The sequence below is a fragment of the Streptomyces sp. CNH189 genome (assembly GCF_000527195.1).
On record NZ_AZUS01000023.1, the window covers coordinates 33,630 to 48,375 of the forward strand.

A 14,746-nucleotide genomic window follows, 5' to 3' on the forward strand; every position below is an offset into this window, starting at 1 on the left:
TCAGCGCGCGTGGACGGTGACCTCGTACAGCGAGTAGCCCCACCGCGTCCCTCGTTCGGTGCCGACGACGCGGACGTGGCGGGCGTCGCCGGGCGTGAACACGGCCGTGTCGAGCCCTCCGTCGCCCGCGGTCGTGGACCAGACGGTGCGCCAGTTCGTGCCGTCGGGCGACACCTCGACCCGGTACGCCGCCGCGTAGGCGCGTTCCCAGTCCAGGGTGACGCGGCCGATCCGCCGCGTGGCGCCGAGGTCGAGGCGGAGCCACTGGTCGTCGCTCCAGTCGGCGGCCCAGCGGGTGCCCCGGTCGCCGTCCACGGCCCGTGCGGGCGCATAGCTGGTGAACGGGTTCCACTCGGCGGAGGACGCCGTGGCGCCGGCGCCCCGGGCCAGGTTCTCCGACGGGCGGTGCCGTTCGGTGGCGCCCCAGGTGCCGAGGTAGGACTCGGCACCCCGGAAGAGGTCGTCGACCACGTCCTGTCCGCCGACGCGCCGGATGTCCTCGATCCAGTCGGGGACGAGCCCGTAGTGCGCGGCTCCGTCGGTGTTGAGGTCCCAGGTGCGCCGGCCGGTGGTCTGCCGGTCGAGCACGGAGCCGCCGTCGGCGCTGCGGTAGGGGTAGGTGACCGGGTTCGGCGCGTCCGCGCCGCGCGGGGCGGGCCAGCCGCCGACACCGTTCATGTCCGTGCCGTAGCCGTAGCCGACGCCATAGGTGTCCCGGAGGTGTTCGGTGCGCCCGGCCTCGGCGACGAACTGCTCGGAGCCGTTCATGTACTGCGCGGTGAACCCGCCCAGCCGGTAGACCCGTTCGGTCCAGTCGAGGTCCATCCAGCTGTGCGAGGAGAGGACACCGGCGTACGCCTCGGCCTCGAAGAGGTCCAGCACCCGGCCGGCGGCCTTGACGCTCATGTGGTCGATCTCGAGCATCATGCCGCGCCGCATCATGCCCCGTACGGCGTACTCGCCGAGCTCGGTCAGCCCTCGCACGTTGCACCGCGCGTCGGCGTCGTACGACGGCACCTCCACGCCCGCCGGGAGGCGCTGCTCGGCGCCGGGGGCGGAGGCGAGGCCGATGGGGTTGTCGTGCTGCGGGCCCGTGCACGGTTCGGTGCGCCAGAAGGTGCCGGTGGACAGGAACTGCCCGACGTTGATGGCCGTGCCGAGCGCGCCGGAGTCGAAGCGGACGCCGCACAGCGCGTTGTCGAACTTGTGGCACAGGAACATGCTGCGGACGCCGAGCGCGTACAGCTCGTCCAGTCCGGCGTCGATGTCGGCCCTGTCGCACTGCGCGACGTCCAGGACCTGCTTGCAGCCGAAGGGTTCGGACGTCTCGACGCCGAGGACGACGGCGAGCTTGCCCTGCTCGATCACCTCGCGAGCCTTGGCGCTGTCGGTGACGATGCGGAACCATCCCTTGCCCGGTCCGCCGTACAGGGCGTCGACGTAATCCTGCATCCGGTAGGTGAGGTGGGCCTGGAGCCGGATGGAGGTCATCTCGTCGCAGCCGCGGTCCTTGAAGAAGTAGACGGAGCAGATCACTCCGTTGGTGACGAGGTCGTTCACCAGCACGCGCTGCCCGCCGCGCCAGGCGCGCTCGATCCAGGCGTAGTAGTTCTGCTGGTGGGTCAGCGAGTCGTGGGCGGGCCAGTCGGCGAAGGTGGGCCAGCCGTCCGGGTCGTGACGGCCGTCGCCTCCGCCCGTGATGAAGTCGAAGACGGCGAGGGAGCCGTCGGGGTAGTGCTCGGGGCAGTCCTTCAGGGCGTCGGCGATGCCCTTCTCGGAGAACGCCTTGCCGCAGATGAGGCGGCCGCCGAAGGCCTCGTTGGACATGATGTGGTTGTGCGCGTCGACGAAGCCGCGCACCCGTCCGGCGGAGTCGGTTCCCCTGAACGGCTCGCCGGTGACGCCGATCTCCGAATCCGGTGCGGGCCGGGCGACCGGGTCCCACCAGGCGCCGTCGGCGGCGGCGCCGGCCGTGGGGGTGAGGGCGGCGGCCAGGACGAGAAGGAGCAGCGTCACGACCCCGAGGCGTCGTCCTGCACGAGAGGTGGTCACCGGCGGGTCCCTCCGTCGACGGAGTTGTCATGACCTGTGCAATCCCCTTCGGCGAGAATCGCCACCGGCGCGTAAGCCGTCAAGTACCCGCGCACACCTGATCCGCGCGGAACACCGACCGGCGGCGCGGCAGTTCATGAGCGGGGCGGGGCCCACCGGCCGTCCGTCCGTGGTCCCCGCCCCGCCGCACCGGCCTGCCGTTACGACATGAGCCGTGCGTCCGCCCAGTCCGCGTGGTCGGAGTCGACGCCGTCCCCGCCGTCCAGGACGCGCAGGGTCAGCCGCCGTACGCCGGTGACGTCCACGTCGACGTGGCGGGCCGGGTCCCCGCCGCCGAGCACCTCGGTGGCCAGCAGGGTCGTGCCGTCGCCGACCACCTCGAAGGCGACGGTGCCCTTGCCGCCGACCTCGTCGTCGACGCCCACGTCGGCCGTGAACCGCCCGTACCCGCCGCCGAGTTCGACGACGACCTCCCCGGCCGCGTGCATCCCGATCCCCTTGTCGTAGACCGTGTCCCCGAGCCGCAGCGGTCCCCCGTCGCCCGGGTCCCGCTCACCGTTGGACATGTCCCGCTCGACGGGCCCCCAGCCGTTGCGCTCGGCGGCGAACGGCAGGTCGCTCACGTAGACGGCCCCCGGCTCCGGCACGAACACCCGGACCGGGCGCTCCACCCGCAGCACACCGGAGCCCGGCCGGCCAGGGGCGCGGTACTCCACGCGCACGGCGAGGTCGTACCCGCCGGGGCGCACGTCCTGCGGCACCCGCACGGTCCAGTCGGCCGACAGCCCCTCCCCCGTGGCCAGTTCGGCGGCCGTGGGGTCGGCGCCGTCGACGGTCCAGCCGTCGGGGGCGCGCAGCGACAGCCGCACGTCCGTGGCCGGACCGGTGCCCTCCACCGTGAACCGTCCGGTGACGCCGGCGGACCCGCCCGGGTCCGCCTCGGTGCGGGCCGGGCCCGCGGTGAGCGCCGTCATCGGCAGCCGGGTCACCGCACGGTCGCAGGTGTCGCGGCCGGGAACGTACCGGCAGACCTGCCCGGCGAAGCCGCCGTGCTCGGCCGTGGGCACCTCCAGGGTGTCCCGGCGGGTGACGACATGCCGTTCACGCAGCAGTCCCCCGCCCTCGCCGTCCCGGACGACCTCCGCCAGCCAGCGTCCGCCGCCGAGGAAGTCCAGCGGCACCCGGTCCGTGCCGGCCGCTCCGGCGTGGACGGCGCCCAGGAACCAGCGGTCGCCGTGGCGTCGGGCGAACGTCGCGCTCTCGCCCGGCCGGCCGGACAGCAGCCGCGTCTCGTGCCAGACCGTCGGCACCTGTTCCAGGAAGCGGGTGAGCTCCGGGCGGTCCCGGTAGGCGGTGACCGACCCGGCGAAGTTCTGGAACCCGGACTCGTAGACCACCGACAGGGCGAGTTCGGCGGCGTCGGAGACGGTGCGGGTGCCGAACTGGAACCCCATGGGCGTGTAGTCCATCGAGCCGACCGCGTTCCGGGTGTACGGCAGCGCCGTCAGCCCCGCGGCGGGGACGGTGCCCTGCTCGGCGCCGTAAACCGCCTCCAGGGTCATCACATGCGGCCAGGTCCGCTGGATGCCCTTGGGCAGCGTCGCGCCGTGGAAGTTGACGAGCAGCCGATGCCGGGCGGTGTCCCGGAGGATGTCGTCGTACCAGCGGAAGCGCTCCTGGGAGTCGGAGTCCATGAAGTCGATCTTCAGTCCGGCCGCGCCCCACCTCTTCACCCGGGGCAGGAACTCCGCGCGCTCGGCCGCCGTGTCCAGGTCGCTGTAGTGCACCCACAGCAGGACCTGGACGCCCCGCTCGCGTGCGTAGGCGATGAGTTCGGGCATCCAGTCGGTGGTCTTCCAGCCGTCGTCCACCAGGGTGTACGGCCAGCCGCGGGCCGCACTGAGGTCGACGAAGCGCTGCTGGGCGGCAAGGCTGCGCTGGGCGGCGCCGAAGCCGTCCAGCCAGGACCAGGCGACCGCGCCCGGCCGGATCCAGGCAGTGTCCGCGATGCGCGAGGGCGGGGCGAGGTCGTCGACCAGGGTGGACTCGGTGACGGTGGCGAGGTCGCCGACGACGGCCGTGCGCCAGGGGGTGGCCAGCGGTCCTTCGGAGGTCACGGCGGGGTCGGCGAGCCGCACCTCGTACGTGCCGTCGCCCCGCGTGTGGGCCAGGCGGCTCGCGTCGTACCGCCCGTCGACGTCCGACTCGGTGAGCAGGGCGTAGGTGTCCCCGACCTGGAACAGCGACGGGTAGGCGTAGGTGCCGGAGTCCGCGTCGGCCGCTGTGGCCGGGGCGTAGAGGCGCTCGTAGTTGGGCGAGTACGGCGTGAGCCAGGCCTGCGCGGAGCCGGGCAGCCGGAAGGCCGACGCCTCCCCTTCGACGGTGACCGTGCCGCTGCCGGGCAGGACGTAGCGGTAGGCGACGCCGTCGTCGGCGACCCGGACCACCAGCCCCAGGCGGGCGCCGCCGCGTCCGGCGAAGGTGAACCGGGTCTCCGTCATGTGCGCGGTGCGGCGCAGCTGTTTGCCGGTGGTCATGGAGTACCGCTCGGTCACCTGGCGGGTGTGCCGGGAGACGGGCCTGAGACCGGAGGTGAGGTCGGCGGCGGAGGTGACGATGCCGAGCGGGGACGGTTCGAGCACCGTGGTGGCGCCCTTGCGGACGGTCAGCGTGAGGGTGCCGTCCTCGGGGTCGAGGCGGACGACGGCCGTGACGGCGTCCCGGGAACCGCCGGGCTCGTGCACGGTCCAGCTGCCGCCCGGTCCGGCGGCGTGGGCCGGCGCGGTGAGGGCGGCCAGGGCGAGCGCGGCGGAGAGGAGCAGGGTGAGGAGAGCGGGGAGGAGCGTCCGGCGCGGGCCGCCTGGCGACATGCGCGACGATCTGGGCACGGGGGCCTCCGTCCAAGAGGTGACATCGTTGTCGTTCTTGGTTCCGGGTCATCCCTTCCCGCTCACCGGCTCCTCAACCACCGCCCTTCACAGGCAGGTTGGGCTCCCCTCACGGCGGCGACGGGCGGCTCAGGACTCCCCGCCGCCCTCGTAGTGCAGCGAGATGGAGCGCAGGACGTCGGCGGAGGAGACGTCGGTGCGGCCCTCGTCGTGGACCTCGGCGAGCTGGACGAAGGCGAAGGTGAGCGCGGAGGTGATCTGCACGATGGCGGGTCCGAGCTTCGCGGTGACGATCTCCGCCACCTCACGCGCACTCGCGTCGGACGGGAGCTGGATCCGCGGAAGCATCTCCTCCAGCAGCCCGGCGACGGCACTGCCGGCGGTCACGTCGGCGGTCGGGTCGGCCCGCAGCCGGCGCCGCATCTCCAGGGCCTCGGTGAGAATGCCGACGCCTCGCTGCATGATCTCGCGCTGCTCCATGCCGCCAGCCTTGACACGGACTGGCCCGGCCAAACGCGTTCTGCCTATCATCCTGGTGAATGTACCTTTCATGCGGTTTGCCCCTCCCGGGGGCGGACCCCGAGTGTGAGTGTCCTCGCCCGAGTGAGTGATCCATGTCCCGCACCGGCTCCAAGGACCACGGCGACAAGCTGCTGACCCGGCTCGGCACGCTGACGGCTCAGGCACGGGCGCAGGCGGAGGTGCAGCGCTCCCGGGTCGAGCTGGCCGTCGCGCTGCAGCGCGGGATGCTGCCCAGGGGGTTGCCCACCGCCGACGGGGTGCGCCTCGCGGTGCGGTACGTGCCCGCCAACCAGGGACTCAACGTGGGCGGCGACTGGTACGACGCCTTCACCGTGCCCGACGGGCGGATCGGCCTGTCCATCGGGGACGTCCAGGGGCACAACATCGAGGCGGCGGCCTTCATGGGGCAGATCCGGGTCGGACTGCGGGCGCTCGCCTCCGTCGACAGCGATCCGGGCGAACTGCTCGCCCGGACCAACGAGCTGCTGCTGACCCTGAGCCCGGACCTCTTCGCCACCTGCACCTTCCTGCGGCTCGACCCGCGGACGCGGCTGCTGGAGAGCGCCCGCGCCGGTCACCTGCCCTGTGTATGGGCCACCGCGGACGGGCGCTCCGGCGTCATCGAGGACGAGGGCGGTCCGCCGCTGGGCGTCCAGTCCGGGGCGGTCTTCCCGGTGACCCGGCACCGGCTCGACTCCGGCGGGGTGTTCGTGATGGTCACCGACGGGGTCGTGGAGGGCCCGTCGATGCACCTCGACGAGGGTCTGGACCAGGTCGCGCGGCTCGCGGGCGTGGCGGCGGTCGCCCGCATGGACGCGGACGCGCTGGCCGCCGCCGTGATCAAGGGGGCGGAGGAGGTGGGGCACGACGACGACGCGGCGGTCCTGGTGATCGGGCACGACCGGCTGGACGGTCAGCCATAGGGCCGACAGTCCTGTGCCTGCCGCCTCGCCGCCGTGGCCGCCCCGGTGTCTGATGGCAGGTGTGGTGGCTCGCCAGGATCTCCGTACACCGGCCGTCCTCGTGCTCGTGCTCCAGACGTCGGCCGTCGCCGCCGTCTACTACGCCGGCGCGCGGCTGGGGCTGCTGTACGACCTGACCGTCGACGGCTCGGTGGTCTCCCCCATCTGGCCGCCGACCGGGATCGCCGTCGCCTCCCTGCTGCTCCTCGGACCGCACTGCTGGCCGGGGATCACCCTGGGCGCGCTGCTGGTGCTCGTCCACCTGAGCGGCACGCCGCAGTGGTCGTCGCTGGGGGTGCTGTTCGGCAACACCGCGGCGCCGGTGTGCGCCTACCTGCTGCTGCGCAGGCTGGGGTTCCGTACCGACCTCAGCCGATTGAGGGACTGCGTCGGCCTGGTGTTCCTCGGCGCCTTCACCGCCATGCTCGTCAGCTCGTCCATCGGCACCGCGCTGCTCGTCGGCACGGGCGACCTGCCGCCGGGGCACTTCTGGTCGGTGTGGCTGGCCTGGTGGGTGGGCGACGCGATGGGGGTGCTGCTCGTCGCGCCCGTGCTGCTGCTCCTGCCCCGGGTACGCTCCCCGGTCCACTGGTCCCGCTGGAAGGAGGCCCTGGGCCTGGTGGTGATCGCGGCCGCCCTGGTGCCCTTCGCCACGCACAGCCCGGCCAGTCTGCTGTTCTCCGTCTACCCGCTGCTGATCTGGGCGGCGTTGCGCTTCGAGCTGCCCGGCAGCATCCTGTGCGCCCTGTTCGCCTCCGTGCTGGCCACCCACGCGGCGACCGTACGGACGGGCCCCTTCGAGCACCTGTCGAACGTACAGGTGATGATCAATCTGCATGCCTTCAACGCGGCGGCGGCCCTGACCTCCCTGCTGCTGTCGGCGGTCATCACCGAACAGCACAACACCCGGCGTTCGGTGGAGCGGGCCTGCCAGGAACTGGTGGAGGTGCTGGAGCATCTGACGGCGGGCGAGGCGCCCCCGCCGGAGCGGGCGTCGCGGGAGAAGGGGCCGGGCGCCGGCTGAGCGACGGAGGTGAACCGGTCGCGCGCGCGGAGCCGTTGCGGCCGAACAGTATGAACGCAACCGCTCCGTCCATGGTCTCCGGAAGCCGGCGTTCCTAGCATCGCGGCGCGTGCGCAGCAACGCGCCGCCGAACCAGGAGCCGCACCGTGAACAGATTCCGCCCTGCCCTCCGTCTCCCCCGGTCCCTCCGCCCGCCGCGCGCCCGCCGGCGGGCCCTGGGCCTGTGCCTCGCCGGGCTGCTCGCCGGCACCCTCGCCCAGGCGCCCGCCGCTCAGGCCCGCAGCGCGCCGCCCGAGCCCGCCGCCTGTCCTCCCGGCCTGGCGGACCACGCCACGTGTTACACCGGCACGGACGCGAACGGCGCCCACTACGCGATCGCGATACCCGAGCGGTGGAACGGGAGTCTCGTCGTCCACGCCCACGGCGGCCCGGACCTCGGGGACGCCTCGGACCCCGCGCGCAGCGTCGAGGACCTGGAGCGCTGGCAGGTCGTGGTGGACCAGGGGTACGCCTGGGCCGGGTCGTCGTACCGCAGGGGCGGGTACGGCACCCGGATGGCCGCCGCCGACACCGAGAGCGTGCGGCGGCTGTTCGTCGGGGAGTTCGGCCGGCCCCTGCGCACCTACGTCCACGGCCAGTCCTGGGGCGGCGACGTGGCCGCCAAGGTCGTCGAGACCTACGCGGGACCGCACGGGCCGTACGACGGCGCGCTGCTCACCAACGGCGTGCTGGCCGGCGGTTCGCGCGGGTACGACTACCGGGTCGACCTCCGCGTGGTCTACCAGTACTACTGCGCCAACCTGCCCCGGCCCGAGGAGCCGCGGTACCCGCTGTGGCAGGGTCTGCGCCGCGACTCGACGCTGACCACGGCCGGGCTGCGCGCCCGCCTCCAGGAGTGCACCGGGTACGCCTCCCCGCCCGCCGAGCGCACCGCTCTCCAGCAGCGCGCCCTGGACGACATCCTGAACGTCACCGGCATTCCGGAGCGGACGCTGGAGTCGCACCTGCGCTTCTCGGTGTTCACCTTCCGGGACATCGTGCACGGGCGGCTGGGCGGCCGTAACCCGTTCTCCAACCTCGGTGTGCGCTACTCCGGTTCGCACGACGACAAGGCGCTGAACGCGGGCGTGGAGCGGTTCGCCGCCGATCCCGCGGCCGTGCGCGACCTGAGTTACGACAGCGACCTCACCGGCCGGGTGGCGATCCCGGTGCTCACGCTGCACGCCAAGGACGACCCCACCGCGTTCGTCGAGCACGAGGCGGCCTACCGCGACACGCTGCGGGGCGCCCACCGGGAGCGGTACCTGGTACAGACCTTCACCGACGAGCACGAGCACTCCGGGCTCAGCACCTCCGAGTACGCCGGCTCGCTCGCGGCGCTGGACCGCTGGGTGCGCACCGGACAGCGGCCGACGCCCCGTTCGGTCGCCGCGTCCTGCGCCGCGTTCGACCGCGCGTACGCCACCGGGTGCTTCTACGACGCCGGGTACCGGCCCGCGTCGTACGCCTCGCGGGTGCGGCCCCGCCCGGGCGGCACCACCTGGCCGGCGATGACGGCCGCGCGGGAGAAGGCCTGGAGCCGGGTCCCCGGGGTCGGCATCGCCCCCTGATCAGCGGGCCCGTGCGGTCACTGGCGCAAGGAGGCCGCGTCGCCCATGACGACCACCGGGTGTGCCTCGGGCTCGAGCGCGAGGAGGAGGTCCCGCATGTGCTCCTTCTTCAGGCTCACGCACCCCTGGGTGGGGCCGTCGTGGTCGACGTGCAGCCAGATGCCGCCGCCCCGGTCGCCGCCCAGCGGCCGGGTCAGGTCCAGCGGGGAGGTGCCGGGCTCCCGGTTGTAGTCGATGGCGACGACGTAGTCGAAGGACCCCTCCAGGGGCTCGCCCACGAAGCCGGTGCCGCTGACGGCGAAGCTCTCGGACCGGTCGTACGGCAGCCGGGTGCCGGGGTCGGGCAGCCGTCCGCCCGCGTCGGAGAGGGTGTACACCCCGATGGGTGAGCGCAGGTCGCCCGCCCAGTGGTCGTCGGTCCAGCCCCTCAGCGCGTTGCGGGCGGGCCACGTCGGGCCGGCCGCCCATCCGGTCCCGGTGTGCCGGTACAGCACCGCCTCCGAGTGGTTGGCGTCCCGGTCGCGTCCGGTGACCACCACCACCTGGCGGGCGTCCGCCGGGATCCAGGCGCGGGTCCGCGGTCCGAGTCCGGGAATGACGGCGGGTGCCTCGGTGGCCGGGCGGCCCTGTGCGGTGCCGTCGGCCCCGGGCGCGCCGTCCGCCGGGGCGGCCCGGGACGGGGCCTCGCGTGCGGTGCGGCCGGAAGCGGCGGGGTCGTCCCGCGCGCCGGTGCCGCTGCCCGCCCCGCACCCGGCGAGGGCGGTGAGGACGAGGAGGACGACGGCCGGCCACCACGCCCGGGTTCGGGCGCGGACGGGGGCGGCGGCCGGCCGCCGGGCGGCGCCGGACACGGCGCGGCGCGGGCGGTCCGGGCAGTCGATCGATGAAGCCATGCCCTCAGCGTGACTTCGACTTCCCGCCAACGCCTCGGCTCCCCGCGCGCGTCCGGGCGAAGTCCCCCGTCTGCGCGGCCCGGAAGGGGTGCCGTCGGCACCGGTGGGGCTTCCGGCAAGGGGCCGTACGGGTGACGGGCCCGCACCCGGGCGTGGGATGCGGGCCCGCCGGACGGAGCAATCGGCGTGTGAACGCCTACCGGTTGATCACGAAGGCCGAGCCGGGTTCGATCAGCACGTCACCTTCCGCCGAACCGGTGATGGTGACGTTCGACAGGGTGGCGCTGCCCCGGGCCCCGCTCATGGCGAGGATGCCGGAGCCGTTGTTCGACTGGCTGATGGTGACGTCCGAGATCCGCACGTCCGGCACGGCGCCGCCGCCGGTCTTGAACTGGATGCCGTCGTAGGTCGAGTCGTGGATGTCGGTGTCGCGGATCACCACGCCGGGGATGTCGGGGCCCTGGGCGAACAGGGTGATGGCCCCGAACTCCTGGTCCTCGTTCCAGAAGGCGCCGCCGGTGCGGTACAGCCCGTTGCCGGCGATCAGGGTCTGCCCGGAGAACGGCGTCGGGTCGTGGTCGGTGGCCAGCATGATGCCGGGGTAGTTCATCGTGTCGTACACGAGGTTGTTCTCGATCGTGTTGCCGTGTCCGCCGTAGACGGCGATGCCGTTGGCGCGCCAGGGCAGTTGGACGGTGTTGTTGCGGAAGTGGTTGTCGTGGCCGGTGTCGGTCGCCGGGTTCTTGACGTACTTGCTCGACCAGACGGCCAGCGCGTCGTCGCCGGTGTTGCGGAACGAGGAGTTCTGCACCGTGGAGTCGTGACTGCCGTTGGTGAGGTTGATGCCGTCCGCGTAGGTGTCGCGGATCCGCATGCCGGTGAACTCCAGCCCGTCGGCGGGGTTCCACAGCTCGGGGATGTTGGAGTGGTCGCGGCCCACCCAGACGCCCACGTTGGCGTGCTCGATCCACACGTTGCTGATCTTCGTGTTCCTGCCGAAGCGTCCGTTGAGGCCGACGCCGCCCTCGGCTCCGCCGTCGCCGCCCCGGATGGTGCCCGAGCCGAAGATCGCGATGTCGGAGATCCTCGTGTTGTCGTCGATGTCGAAGCCGAAGTTGCCCTCGTGCGGGTGGTTGATGCCGCCCGCCTGGTGCGGGGGCGTCAGGGTGTACAGCTGGGAGTGCCACATACCGGCGCCCCGGACGGTGACGTCACGGATACCGACCTGGTTGAACTGCCCCCGGTCGAGGGGGTCGTCGGTGAGGATCTTCTGTTCCTGGCGCCACTGTCCGGCCGGGATCCACACGCAGTCGATCTCGCCCCGCTGGTCGGCGGTGACGGCGCGCTGGATGGCGGCGGTGTCGTCGATGCCGTCGTTGGGGACGGCGCCGTACTCGGTGATGGACACGCACCCGGCCGGTTTCCCGGCGGGCGGGGCGACTTGTTCCAGGTCGATCAGGTCGACGACGTAGTAGGCGGCGCTGTCGTCGGCGTCGCGCTGGAGCCGGAACACGGTGCCCGCGGGATAGGTGTCGTCGAGCAGCGCGTGGGACTCGTCGAAGAGGCGGCGCGCGTCCGCCTGCGGGGTGTTGGTGAGTCCCTCGGGGTCGTCGGTCCTGCCGTACAGCCAGCTGTGCCTGGAGCTGAGGCCGAGCTTGCGGACGAACGTCCCGTCGGCGTAGAGGCTGAGGGTGGCCTCGGTGCCGCCGCCGCCCGGCGCGTCGGGGATGGAGTTGCGCACGACGACCGAGTTGGTGGCTCCGGTGGAGGTGAACTCGACGTACTGACCGGTGGAGTCGAGCCGGACGGACGCGCGGCCGGAGGACTCGGTGGCGAAGTTGGTGTGTCCGAAGGTGCGCTTGGCGTCGGCGGTCAGGAGGGTGCCCCGGTAGGTGCCGTCCTCCGCCTCGTACTCGGTGTACGGGACGGCGGCGCCGCGGCCGACGACGAGGGAGCGGCTGAGGACGTTGTTGGTCTCGTCGGTCTCGGTGACCGTGTTCGTGGCGTCCGCGGTGGCGGTGAGGACGGCGGGGCCCGCGGTGGCGGTCCAGGTGCCGCCGATCGCGACCTCGGCGGTGGCCCCCGCGGCGATCGTCCCGGTGGTGCCGTCGAGGGTACGGCCGGCCACGGTGAGGCGGGTGACCGAGCCCGCGAGGGCCGGTGAGGTGCCACGGTTGTGCACGGACACGGTGAAGGAAACCGGCGCTCCGGCGGCAGGGGTGGCCGGGGTGGTCCTGATCGCGGTGACCTCCAGGTCGGGTCCGGGGCTCTGAGCGACGGTCAGCCGGTCGGAGGCGGTACGGCTGTTGTTGGTCTCGTCCAGCTCGGCGACGGTGTCCGTGGGGTCGACCACGGCGGAGACGGTGTAGCCGCCCCGGGCGCGGGTGCCCGCGTCGACCGACACGGTGGTGGAGTCCCCGGGGGCGAGCGCGCCGACGGGGGCGCTGCCCACGACGGTGCCTTCCAGGCTGACGTCCACGGTGGCGGCGGCGGACCGGGCGGTACCGGCGTTGCGCACGGTCGCGCGGACGGTGACGGGGTCCGTCTCGGTGGGGGCGGCCGGCGTCCAGTCCAGGCCGGTGACGATCAGGTCGGGGTTGGCCGCGGCGGTGCCCTGGACCTCCAGCTCGGCGACCTGGGCGCCGTATCCGGCGGAGTTGTGGGTGAACCTCAGCTGTACGTCGGCGTGCCGGCCGCTCACCGGGATGGTGACGCCGTTGCCGTTGCCGGCCGGGTCGAAGGTGTAGTCGGCGCGGGCCTTGAGCGTGGTGAACGCGCTCGACGACCGGTCTCGGCCGAGGACTTCGATGCTCTGGGTGCGCCGTTCCCACACGGCGTCCGGGTTGAGCCGGACGACCACGCCGGTGAGGTCGGCCTCGGCGCCGAGCCGGACGGTGAGGGTGGCGGGGTGGCCGCCGGACTCCCAGTAACTGCCGGTCTGCCCGTCGTTGGCGTTGGCTGCCACGAAGGAGTGAATCACGGAGGACGCCTCGATCGGTTTGCCCAGCGCCAGATTGGTCCCGTCGGCCGGTGGCTGACCGGGTCCGCTCCCCGCGTCCTCGCCGTACACCTCGATTGCGGAAAGCTGGGCGGCGTTCCAGCCGGTGTTGGCGGTCATCCGCACCCTGAGGTGGCGTACGTCGCGCGCCGGGAAGGCGAGGGTGACGCTGTTGCCCTGTCCGGGGTCGAAGCGGTGGGCGGCGGAAGGCGACAGCGCGGTGAAGGAACTGCCGTCGGTGCTGCCCTCCACGGCGAGGGTCTGAGTGCGGGCCTCCCAGGCGGCCGGCAGCTTCAGGACGACCTCGTCCACGCCCACCGTGGCACCGAGGTCGATACGGACGGACTGTGGGAACGCCCCCGACGGGCCTTCCCAGTAGGTGAGTTGACTGCCGTCGGTGACATGTGGGGCGGGGTGCTCGGGGTGGGATCCGGTGGCCGTGGCGCTTCTGCCGAGCGCCAGATCGGGTCCGCGGACCGCCTTGGCGGCGGCGCCGGCCGTACCGGGTGAGAGGCCGACGGCGATCAGTCCGGCCAGGAGCAGGCCGGTGATCGCGCGCGGGCCGAAACGCGTACGTCTCATGAAGTCCTCGTTCCGCGGCGGGTGCTGGGGCGCGCGGCCACCCGGGCAGCTTGAAGCTCCTGCCATGGATTGCCATCGCCCGATTCGACTTTTGCAGATGTTCGTTCACTTCTTGCGACTCTCGCATTGAAGCTTCCGGCTCGGGCCCGGCTTGTCAATGGCATGAACACAGCATCCGCAGCGGATCACGGAGCCCCCGCCACCCGGGGGTCGTCAACAGCGCACCGCACGCGAGAACGACGAAGGAGAAACGGTCAACCCCGCCCGGCCGTACCATGGCTGGCCACCGGCAGACCACCCGACGAAGGGGCACCGAAATGTCCGACCATTCGACCGTCGCCACCGATCTCACGTCGCAGTACGTCGCCCAGGTCACGAGCGACCTGGAGCGCAACGTCAAGGAGCAGGAGCGGGTCGGTGCCGAGATCGCCGATCTGCAGCAGCAGTTGACCGTGCTCCAGCGGGACCACACCCTGCTGGTGAAGATGCGGCAGGCGCTGGAGGTCGCCACGGCGCCCGCCGAAGCCGCGGCCGCCGTCGAGGCCGCCGAGCCCGTCACGCCCGCGGAACCCGCCGCGCCCGCCACCGCGGTCACCGAGCCCGCCGCGCTCACCGAGGCCGCGGAGGCGGCCGAGCCCGCGACGTCCGCCGAGGAGCCGGCCGTGTCCGGCGGCGCGACCGTGCCCGCTCCGCGCACCCGCAGCAGCGTCACGTCCGGCGCGGAGAAGCCGAAGCGGACGAGGAAGAAGGCCGCCGCGTCCGCCGCTGCGGCCAAGTCCGCCCCTTCGGGGTCGGCGAAGTCGGCGCGCAAGCCGTCCACCACCAAGCCCGCGGGCAAGCCGTCGGCGGCGAAGGCCACCCGCACGGCGTCGGCGCCGGCGAAGGCGGCCAAGGCGAAGCCCGTCGCCGCCAGGCCCGCCGAGGCGCGTCCGGCCAAGGGCGACACGCCGAAGCTGGTCGACCTCGTCCGCCGGCACCTGGGCGAGCAGAAGGAACCGCGCTCGGCGGCGGAGGTCGCCGCGGCGCTGGGCCAGGCGCATCCCGGACGCGACATCAAGACCACGGTCGTACGCAGCACCCTGGAGGGTCTGGTGGCCCGCAACCGGGCCCAGCGCACCAAGCAGGGCTCGTCGGTGTTCTACACCACGCCCGACGGCACCGGGCCGGCCGCGCAGCGTGCGGCGGACGCACGCGCCTGAGGCCGGCCGCTCGCGT

At 73.0% G+C, this 14,746-nt stretch carries 9 protein-coding genes; 4 read left to right on the plus strand and 5 right to left on the minus strand.

Annotated elements, in window-relative coordinates; translation table 11 throughout:
* From B100_RS0127325 to B100_RS0127335, 3 genes are all read right to left on the minus strand, one after another.
* Positions 1-2,052: a discoidin domain-containing protein gene (locus B100_RS0127325; RefSeq protein WP_024887586.1), complete on the minus strand. Its 2,052-nt coding sequence runs from the start codon at positions 2,050-2,052 to the stop codon at positions 1-3.
* Between the two features lie 200 nt (positions 2,053-2,252).
* On the minus strand, positions 2,253-4,922 hold the full coding sequence (locus B100_RS0127330; RefSeq protein WP_024887587.1) for an NPCBM/NEW2 domain-containing protein: 2,670 nt from the start codon (positions 4,920-4,922) through the stop codon (positions 2,253-2,255).
* Positions 4,923-5,069: 147 nt separating this feature from the next.
* The gene (locus B100_RS0127335) at positions 5,070-5,420 is read right to left on the minus strand and encodes a hypothetical protein (RefSeq protein WP_024887588.1); all 351 of its coding nucleotides are present in this window, start codon (positions 5,418-5,420) and stop codon (positions 5,070-5,072) included.
* A 134-nt stretch (positions 5,421-5,554) separates the two neighbouring features.
* Between B100_RS0127335 and B100_RS0127340 the strand changes: the two genes are divergently transcribed.
* The 3 genes from B100_RS0127340 (at position 5,555) to B100_RS0127350 (ending at position 9,058) form a co-directional block, all read left to right on the plus strand.
* Positions 5,555-6,385: a PP2C family protein-serine/threonine phosphatase gene (locus B100_RS0127340; RefSeq protein WP_024887589.1), complete on the plus strand. Its 831-nt coding sequence runs from the start codon at positions 5,555-5,557 to the stop codon at positions 6,383-6,385.
* 61 nt (positions 6,386-6,446) lie between these two features.
* Entirely contained in the window at positions 6,447-7,448 is a 1,002-nt protein-coding gene (locus B100_RS0127345) for an MASE1 domain-containing protein (RefSeq protein WP_024887590.1), read from the plus strand.
* Between the two features lie 146 nt (positions 7,449-7,594).
* Positions 7,595-9,058, plus strand: a complete 1,464-nt coding sequence (locus tag B100_RS0127350; RefSeq protein ID WP_024887591.1) for a hypothetical protein — start codon at positions 7,595-7,597, stop codon at positions 9,056-9,058.
* A gap of 17 nt (positions 9,059-9,075) precedes the next feature.
* Here the strand turns inward: B100_RS0127350 and B100_RS0127355 are convergent, their stop codons facing one another.
* Positions 9,076-9,951, minus strand: coding sequence for a hypothetical protein (locus tag B100_RS0127355; RefSeq protein ID WP_486585706.1), 876 nt, complete (start codon positions 9,949-9,951; stop codon positions 9,076-9,078).
* A gap of 196 nt (positions 9,952-10,147) precedes the next feature.
* Complete coding sequence (locus B100_RS0127360; RefSeq protein ID WP_024887593.1) at positions 10,148-13,531, minus strand: CARDB domain-containing protein; 3,384 nt, start codon at positions 13,529-13,531, stop codon at positions 10,148-10,150.
* A 317-nt stretch (positions 13,532-13,848) separates the two neighbouring features.
* On the opposite strand from B100_RS0127360, the gene B100_RS0127365 reads away from it, so the two are divergent.
* Positions 13,849-14,730, plus strand: coding sequence for a hypothetical protein (locus B100_RS0127365; protein ID WP_024887594.1), 882 nt, complete (start codon positions 13,849-13,851; stop codon positions 14,728-14,730).
* The last annotated feature ends 16 nt before the right edge of the window (positions 14,731-14,746 follow it).

Bases quoted from the DNA above. Each gene is read 5' to 3' on its own strand.
- B100_RS0127360 (WP_024887593.1), bottom strand. From the start codon at position 13,531: ATGAGACGTACGCGTTTCGGCCCGCGCGCGATCACCGGCCTGCTCCTG.
- B100_RS0127365 (WP_024887594.1), top strand. From the start codon at position 13,849: ATGTCCGACCATTCGACCGTCGCCACCGATCTCACGTCGCAGTACGTC.
- B100_RS0127330 (WP_024887587.1), bottom strand. From the start codon at position 4,922: ATGTCGCCAGGCGGCCCGCGCCGGACGCTCCTCCCCGCTCTCCTCACC.
- B100_RS0127355 (WP_486585706.1), bottom strand. From the start codon at position 9,951: ATGGCTTCATCGATCGACTGCCCGGACCGCCCGCGCCGCGCCGTGTCC.
- B100_RS0127335 (WP_024887588.1), bottom strand. From the start codon at position 5,420: ATGGAGCAGCGCGAGATCATGCAGCGAGGCGTCGGCATTCTCACCGAG.
- B100_RS0127340 (WP_024887589.1), top strand. From the start codon at position 5,555: ATGTCCCGCACCGGCTCCAAGGACCACGGCGACAAGCTGCTGACCCGG.